Here is a 9,072-nt window from a genome sequence, read left to right as displayed (position 1 = left end):
TTCAGTTTCCTACACAAGCATACGGAAAAATGCGGTTCTCCAAGATTTTAAACAGCCTTTAGAGGATATGGCTGTTGTCCTCCTGCGGTAGTGGCGGCTGCTGCGGGGTGCTGTGGTGTGACGGGTCGTATTGTTGCGGGTCGCGAATTTCCACGTGGCTGAGGATGTCCGCCGCCGTCAGCGGTTTGCCGCCTGCCGCCGCGATGTCGATGCTGCGGGTGTGTCCGGCGCGGTCGGTGATGTTGAGGTGCTGGCCGTGTTCATCCGCGCTGACTTCCAGCCGCGCGTCGGCAAGGCCGCGTCCTGCCAGCACGATGCGGTCGCCCTCTGCCGGGTTGTAGTCGCTGATTTTGCCCGGCTGTTGCCAGCTGGCGGCGTCGTCGCTATCCAGCAGGTAGGCGAAGGTGTCCGCCATGCCTGTCTCGCTGCTGAGGGTTTCTGCGCCGTGGGCGGTGTGGTGGCGGGCGCCGCTGTCATCGTGTGCTGATGCGGCAGCGGGGTAGTGCAGCGGGGTTTCGGCGGTAGCGAGATGGTAGGGCTGCGCGTCCTGGGTTTCAGGTGTCGCTGGCGCGGGTTGTTGGCTGCCCTCACTCCAACCCTCTCCCGCAGTTTGCGCGGGCTGTTCCGCTTCCGCAGGGTGTGCGGTGTTGGCAGCTGTCCCGCTGGTGTGGTGGGGCGAGCCCCACCCTACGGTTGCTGCGGTTTCCGCAGTTTGCGCGGGCTGTTCCGCTTCCGCAGGGTGTGCGGTGTTGGCAGCTGTCCCGCTGGTGTGGTGGGGCGAGCCCCACCCTACGGTTGCTGCGGTTTCCGCAGTTTGCGCAGGCTGTTGTTGGGGCGCGTGGTGTTCGAGGTTGCCGCTGGCCGGGCTGTAGTGCGCGACCCAGTCGATTTCGATGTCCGACGCTGCCGCGGTTTCTTTGCCGGGGACGGCGTCGTCGATGCTTTCTTGGTCGCTAAAGGAGCCGTGCGGGTCTTGTGCGCCGGTTTGCATGCCGAGCCAGAATTTTTGGTTGCTGACGGGCGCGGTCGGGTCGCTCAGGGTTTTGATGGGCTGGCCGTCAAAGGTGTAGGTGAGGGTGTTTTTTTCGGGGTCGAGGATGGCGCCGTAGGTGTGCCAGTCGGTCAGATCGGCGTTCTGGTAGGTTTCTTGTGCCTGTTTGTGCTCCTGCACGGTACCCCAGTGGTAGGTGGCGGCGATTTTGGGGTCACGCACGCGGCCTTCGGCGAAGTCCACCTCCGGCGGCCAGTTGCCCTCGCCTTCCGGCCAGAGGAGGAAGGCGTAGCCGATGCCTTTGGCGTTGGGGAATTTGGCGCGCACTTCCCAGCGCCCGCCGCTGGCGGCGTGCATTTCGCCGCTGCTGACGCCTTCGCTGCTCCAGGCGCCGTTGGCGTATTGGCTGCGGATGTGCAGGACGCCGTCTTCGGTGTAGCTGTTGCTTTGCAGGTAGCGTCCCATGCCGCCAAATTCGGGCGCCTGCCAGCCCCAGCCGTAGCGCGTCCAGGTTTTGCCATTGCTGTCGGCAGCGTCGATGCTGTGGTCGAAGGTGTCGCTCCAGGCGAGTTTCCAGCCGGCGTGGTTCGGCACCGGGGTGTTGCGTCCGGCGCCACTGCCGTCGTTGGTGGCAACAGCTTGTGCGGCGCTGTCGCTGTCGCTGCTGTGTTCGGGCAGCCAGTGGGTGTCGTGGCGGACGTCGCGGCTGGCGCTCGCGCTGCGCACGCCGCCTGCGCTTTGCCAGGCGCTGACGCGGCTGCCGTCCGCCACGATGTCCGGCGGCAGGCTGATGGTGCCGCTGTCGGGGTCGATTTCGGCGGCGATGCTGCGTTTGTCCGGGTTGGTTTCGCCGATGTGCCATTGGCCGTCCGGGGTTTTCCAGCCGTTGAGGCTGACGGCGCCGAACTGGCGGTCGTGGTATTGCACGGTGATGGTGTCCGCGCCTTTGCCGGGGGCGACGAGGACGCCACCGGGGCGCAGGGTGTCGGCGCTGACGGTCGGCGGGGCGATGGCGTCGTTGTCGCTGATTTCGCCGGTGAGGCTGCCGCGGTGCGCCGGCACAGTGACGCTGCTGTCGTGGGTGTAGAGGATGGCTTTGTAGGTTTCGGTGCGCTCGGCGGTGTTGTCGTCGTGTGTTTGTACGGTGGCGACGGCGGAGCGTTCGCCCGCGCGCACGGTCACTTGTTGGGTGCCGGTGACGAGGTCGCCTCCGTCGGCGTCTTTGCCGCGGATTTCGAGGTTGAAGACGGTGTCGTGTTCGGCGGGGCGGTTCAGGCGGATGATGTAGCTCGCCGTGCCGCCTTCGCTGATGGCTTCGTTGCTGGCGGCGTGGAGCGAGGCGGTGAGCGGGCCGCTGTCCGCGGTTTGCGGCAGCAGGTGCGCGGCTTCGTCGTTATAGACGCCTTGGGCGGCGTTGCTGGCGAAGATGTCGCTGCCCGGCTGGATGCGGGCGAGTGTGACCGCGCCGGTTTGGGCGTCGTAGTCGAGCGCGCGGGCGGCGCTGTGCCATTGGCCGTCGGCGGTTTTGTTGAGGTCGATGTTGTGCTGGATGCCGCTGGCGTCGCGGTAGCCGAGGTGCAGGGTGTCCGCGCCTGCTGCCGGAGTGATGCGCGCGCCGTCGCCTGCGCGGCTGATGGTCGGCGCGTCGGGGACGACGGCGGCGTCAGTGTTGGCGATGGTGATGTCGGTGCGGCTGGTGTGGCCGGTGTCGTCAGTCGCGGTGATGGCGAAGGTTTCGCTGTTTTCGTAGGCGCCGTCGCGGTTGGCGCTGGCGGTGAAGCTGGCGCTGCTTTGGCCTTTGGCGATGGTGACGGTTTGTGCGCTGAGGCTGTAGTCGCCGTCGCTGGTGCTGCCGTGGTAGGCGCGGATGGTGTAGGTCATGTCGCGTTCGGCGGGGCGATCGAGGCTGACGGTGCAGGTGATGCTGCCGCCTTCGGCGATGCTGTTGCGGGTGGCGTGCAGGGTGGCGACCGGGGCGTCGTCGCTGATGGCGGCGGTCGGCGCGCTGTAGAGGTGTTCGGCGTTGCCTTTGTTGTCCTGGTAGCTGATGCCGACGCGAACGGTTTTGCCCGCCTCCGCCGCAGTCAGGGTGTAGCTGTCGCCCGTTGCGCCTGCGATGGCTTCGCCGTTGGCGTACCACTGGTAGTTGCCGCTGCCCTGCGCTTTGCCGTCCTGGTCGTCGAACCAGGCTTGCAGGGTGTCGCCGACTTTGTTGCCGCCGGAGACGCCGAGGTAGCCGGGGTGGTTGTCTTCGCCGCGGTTGTGGGTGTCGGGGTCGCGCACTTGTACGGCGAAATCGCGGCTGGTGGCGGCGCCGTGGCTGTCGGTGGCGGTGACGGTCATTACTGCCCGTTTTTCGTTGGCGTAATCGAGGGCGACGCCGTCTTTGAGTTTGAGCGCGCCGCTGTCGGTGATTTCAAAGCGCGGGTCGCTGACGCGCCAAGTGAGGGGGTCGCCGTCCGCGTCTTTGGCGCTCAGTTTGCCAACGGTGTCGCCGCTTTGGCCGCCTTTGACCCAGTAGGAGAGCGAGCGGTCGGCGTCCTGGCCGTAGCCGAGTTTGAGTTCATGCGGCGCGTGGTTGCCCGCGCTGTTGGCGTCCTGCACGGTGGCTGTCGCCGCGCTGGTCGGGGTTTCGTGGTGTTTGGCCTTGTCTTCGTAGGTTGCTTGCACGCGGATTTCCTTGCCGAGGTCTGCGGCGGTGAGTTGGTAGGTTTTTGCGGTCGCGCCGTCTATCGGCTGGCCGTCGCGTTGCCATTGGTATTTGATTTGGCTGCTGTCCACGCCGTCATCATCGCTAACTTCGGCGGTGAGGGTTTGTCCGACTTTGGTCTCGCCGCTGATGGCGACGCTGCCTTCGTGGTTTTCGGCGGGCGGTTGTGGCGCGGGCGGCGTTGGGAGGTCGCCGATGTCGGCGAGCGCCTTGCCGTTTAAGGTGTTGTGATGTGCGCTGACGGTGGCGTCCGCCCCGTTTTTGTGGCTGATCTCTACCCAGTTTTTGCCGAGGCTGCTGCTGTCGGTGGTGAAGTCGTTGTCGTGGACGTTGAGCTGCGGTTTGGTGTTTTTGCCCTGGCCGTGCAGGCTGATGACGGATTTGTCGATGCTGCCGTGCAGCGCAAAGGTGTTGTGGCCGATGTCGTAGTTTTGCGCGTTGCCAACCATCTGGATGGCTTCGATGCTGCCTTCGCTCGCGCTTTTCAGGGTGAGGTGGTTGTTGCGGTAGGTGACGCTGCCGCGCAGGGTGCCGTCGTGCGCCTTTTCTTCGATGTACACCGGCACCGCCCAGCGCGCGCTGCGGTCAAGGGTCATCGTGTTGCCTTCGATGGTGATGTCGCCGCTGCCTTCGCCGACGCTGCCGTCTTTGTGGCGGGTTTCGTTCAAAACACCGATGAGGTATTTGCTGCTCTCGCCGCTAATGGTGTTGTTGCGGATGGTGAGCGTGTAGTCCATCGTCGGTTCGTGGTTGCGAAATTCGATGCCGTAGGTCTGCATCGCATCCTGATAGACGTCGAGGCCGTTGACGGTGTTGCCGCTGATGTCATATTTGCCCGGCCCTTTGCTTTGTAAATCCTGAATGCCGTGCTGGGTGTTGGTTTGTATCTGGATGCCGCTGTAGAGGCGGTAGTCCGGTGTTCTGTTTTCGATGTCATCGCCGTCGTCGGTGTCGAGGCGGAAGGTGGGGTCGGCGTTGACGGTGTTGTTGCGGATGGTGACGTCGTCCATCGTGAACTGGCGGTTATAGACGGCGATGCCGTAGAGGCGGTCGCCGCTGGCGATGTTGTTCTCGATGGTGATGTGGTTGCCGTCATGCACGTCCAGCCCTTTGCGGTAGTTGTGGTCGGTGGTGTTGCGGCTGAAGGTGACGCCGTAGTTGTAGCTGCCCGCCATCGCGGCGATGCCGTAGCCGGTGCCGCCGTCGGCTTCGTGGCCGTTCCAGGCGAGGTGGTTGCTGTCGGCACTGAAGTCGCGCTGGTAGGCAACGAGCGAGCCTGCCACGCGGTTGTGGTGCAGGTTGCTGTAGATGAGCTGGTTGTGGTCGCCTGCGGGCGGCATATCGGCTTCGCTGATTTCGTGGCGGATGAGGCGGTCGCGCGCGCCGCTGCGGCTGGTTTCGGTCGAGGTGAAGAAGACCCCGGCACGGTTGGCACCAGACACTTCCACGGTGTCGATTTTGGTGTGGTCGGCATCATTGACGACGATGCCGTTGATTTTGCCGAAGTAGCTGCTGCTCTTGCGGTAGAAGTCTTCGGCGGTTTTGTGCTGGTACTCGACGCTGAGGTCGGCGACGCTTTTGCCGTTGACGCCGTCTATCAGCACCCCGGCGAGGGCGCGCGCGTCGGTGGCGTTGGTTTTCGGGTCGTACACGCCCTCCTGCTGCCAGTCGAAGGTGAGTTTGGTCTTGCCCATGCCCGCGCCGAAAATGGCGCGCACGTTTTCGTAGCCTTCCTGAATCAGTTTGCCGCTTTTGTCGTACACGTCGGTGCCAATGCGGATTTGTTCGTGCAGTTTGAGCGTGCCGACGCCGAGGTAGAGCGCCGCGCCTTCGTCGTCCGCCGCTTTGAGTGCTGCTTTCAGCGCGGCGGTGTTGTCGGCGTTGGCCGGGTCAACGCCAAAGTCGCGCGCGTCTATGTATTTGCCGTATTCGGCGTGGGCGTAGAGTTTGTGACCGAGCGCGGACTGCGTCGCCGGGTTGTCGGCAACGGGTTGCGCGACGGCGGCGGTGTTGGTGGTATCGGCATTGCCCGCGTTGTCGGTGTATTGCGCCTGCACGCTGATGTGTTTGCCGCTGTCTTCCGGGCGGATGCGATAGACCTCGTGCGTCGCGCCGTCGATGGCCTTGCCGTCGGCATACCACTGGTATTGCACGCCTGCTTTCGGCACGCCGTCGGCGTCGGCAATGGCGGTGGTGAGCACGGTGCCGACTTTGCCTTCGCCGCTGACGGTGAGGCTGTTGCCGGACGGCGGCTGCGCGGCGGGGATGTCGGTGGCGGCGCTGGTCGGGTTTTCCGGGTATTTGTCGCCGTCGGTGTAGGCGGCGCGGACGGAGATTTTGTGGCCGGCGTCTTCGGCTTGCAGGGTGTAGTTGCCGTGGGTCGCGCCCGCAATCGGCTGGCCGTCGCGCAGCCATTGGTATTGGACGCTGTTGGCGTCGTAGCCGTTGCCGTCCCGGACTTCGGCGGAGAGCTCGCTGCCGATTTTCGCCTCGCCACGGATGTTGACGATGCCGGGCTGGTTCGCGGGCGGCGGCGCGGCGGGTTTGCTGGCAACCGTGCCGGTTTCGCTGCTGGTCGGCGCTTCGTCGTGCGCGGCATGGTCGGTGTAGCGCGCCTGCACGCTGATTTTGTGGCCGACGTCATCGCCGCGCAGCACGTAGGTTTTGTCGTGCGCGCCGTCTATCGCCGTGCCGTCGCGCAGCCACTGGTAGGCGACGCCGTTCGGCACGCCGTCTTCGTCGGAGACGGTCGCGGTGAGCGAGCTGTCTTCGGTCGCCTCGCCGCTGATGCTGACGCTGCCGGGGTGGTTGGCCGCGCCCGCGCCGCCTTCGTCGTGAATGGTGGTGCTGACGCTGTCTTTGCCCGCCTCAATTTGCCCGCCCTGGGCATGGCTGATTTTGACGGTGTAATGCTCGTCGCCTTCTTTTTTGCCATCGGCGACGGCATCGACGGTGAAGGTCGCGCTGTTTTGCCCTTTGGGGATGGTGACGGTGCGGGTGGTGGTTTTCACGTCGCCGTCGTCGGTGGTGCCGTGCTGGATGGTGACATCGACGGTGACATCGCGGTCGGCGTTGCGCGTCATCGTCAGCTGCCGCACGAATTCGTTGAAATTGCCCGCCATTTCATGCCCCGGCCACGGGGTGAAGGCGGAGAAGACCGGGTTGCCGCCGAAATTCGCCCAGGTGTGCATATAGGCGATTTTGGAAGCATCCGGGTCGGCCTTGATGGCTTCCAGCACGTCGGTGTACCAGTTGGGGTCGGTGTTGCCGTCCGGCTTGAGCATTTTGTAGCCTTCGCGGCCAAATTCGGCCAGCGCCGCGATTTTGCCGCGCGCCGCCGCCATGCGCGACAGCATCGCCAAATCCTGTACCAGCTCGCCCACCCATTTATCCTTGGCGAGGCGGGTGTTGTCGGTGTCGTAAAAATCCATGCCGAGTACGTCAACCACGTCATCGCCCGGATAGAGCAGCTTGTAGCGGCTTTCATCGCCGCCAAAGCCGCCGTTGGGGGCGAAGGTGGTGAGCATCTGCCCTTCCAGCCCGTGTTCTTTCAGGTAATTGACGATGTAGCGGAACAGCTCCTTGTAAGTCTCGGCGCCGCTGCGCTCATAATTCCACCACATCCAGTCGCCGTTGGCCTCGTGCAGCGGACGGAAGAGGAAGGGAATCTTGGTGCCGTCGTCGCGCACCGCGTGCTTGCCGGTCTCGACGATGGCATCGAGCCAGCCGTTCAGCTCCGCGTTCTGGTCGCCGCCGGGCAAGAGGCGCTTCAGGTCAATCTTGGTGCGGTCGGTCTCGCCGCCGGGCATATTCCAGTGGGCGGATAGGGTGGGAATGCCGCCGATGCTGTCGATTTTCCGCATCGCTTCCCCCATGCGCCTGCCGTTTTCCTCCGCCGACAGATTGCGCTGGCGCGGCGGCTCCATCATGTCCAGGCCAATCATGCCCGGATAATGGCCGGAGAGCGCATAGACGTCGGAATGGTTGCCGTCGCTGTTCTCCGGCGAGAAGGACACATCCAGCCCGCGCTGCTGGCCAAAGAGAATGCCCTTTTGATTTTGCAGGTTGTGCAACAGCTCGCTCGCCGAATTTGCCTGCGGCAGCGCACGCTGGTCGAGGCTGACCGTATAAGTCGCCTTGCCGCCTTCCGTCACCTCGCCTGAGCCGGAGAGGGTAATGCCGGGCGCGTTCGGCGGTGGCGGGGTGTCTTCGCTGACCGCCTGTGTTTCGCTGCTGATGGGTGATTCATGATGCTTGGCGTTGTCGTCGTAAGTCGCCTGCACCGTGATTTTTGCGCCCTTCTGCGCGGCGGTGAGGGTAAAGGTGCTGTTGGTCGCGCCGCTAATCGCTTTGCCGTCGGCAAACCACTGGTATTTGACACCCGTCGTCGGTACGCCATCTTCGTCGGTGACAGTCGCTTTCAGCTCGCTGCCGACTTTCGCCTCGCCGCTGATGCTCACTTTGCCCGCGTGGTTGGGTTGCGGGGTGGGCGACGGATTCGGCGTGCTGTTATCGGCGACGGCAGCGGTGGCGTCGCTGGTCGGCGTTTCGTGGTTCTTGGCGTTGTCATCGTAGGTCGCCTGCACCGTAATTTTCGCGCCCTTCTGTGCGGCGGTGAGGGTGAAGGTGCTATTGGTCGCGCCGTCTATCGCCTTGCCGTCGGCAAACCACTGGTATTTGACGCCCGTCGCCGGGACGCCGTCGTCGTCGGTTACAGTCGCTTTCAGCTCGCTACCGACTTTCGCCTCGCCCGTAATGCTGACTTTGCCCGCGTGATTGGGCTGCGGCTGCGGATTGGGCGACGGGTTCGGGTTCGGATTTGGCGACGGGTTGGGATTCGGATTGGGTTGCGGGTTGGGTTGCGGGTTCGGCGCGCTGTTATCGGCGACCGCGGCGGTGGCGTCGCTGGTCGGTGTTTCGTGATGGTTAGCGTTGTCGTCGTAGGTCGCCTGCACCGTGATTTTCGCGCCCTTTTGCGCAGCGGTGAGGGTGAAGGTGCTATTGGTCGCGCCGCTAATCGCCTTGCCGTCGGCAAACCACTGGTATTTGACACCCGTCGTCGGTACGCCATCTTCATCGGTGACAGTCGCTTTCAACTCGCTGCCAACTTTGGCGTCGCCGCTGATGCTCACTTTGCCCGCGTGGTTGGGTTGCGGATTGGGCGAGGGATTCGGGTTCGGCGATGGGTTCGGTGACGGATTCGGGTTCGGTTGTGGATTGGGCAATGGGTTCGGCGTGCTGTTGTCGGCGACCGCAGCGGTGGCGTCGCTGGTCGGGGTTTCGTGGTTTTGGGCGTTGTCGTCGTAAGTCGCCTGCACCGTAATCTTCGCGCCCTTCTGCGCGGCGGTGAGGGTAAAGGTGCTGTTGGTCG

The 9,072-nt window shown here is 64.2% G+C and carries 1 protein-coding gene; it reads right to left on the bottom strand.

Annotated features, from left to right (window positions below):
- Window positions 1–58: 58 nt before the first annotated feature.
- The gene (locus tag Q0349_RS04195; protein WP_298079625.1) at window positions 59–9,019 is read right to left on the bottom strand and encodes a glycosyl hydrolase; all 8,961 of its coding nucleotides are present in this window, start codon (window positions 9,017–9,019) and stop codon (window positions 59–61) included.
- Window positions 9,020–9,072 lie beyond the last annotated feature (53 nt).

This window comes from uncultured Cardiobacterium sp. (genome assembly GCF_938028185.1).
Classification (GTDB): Bacteria; Pseudomonadota; Gammaproteobacteria; order Cardiobacteriales; family Cardiobacteriaceae; genus Cardiobacterium.
The sequence above is the reverse complement of the archived record's forward strand: the minus strand, read 5'-3'. Positions and strand labels throughout refer to the sequence as shown.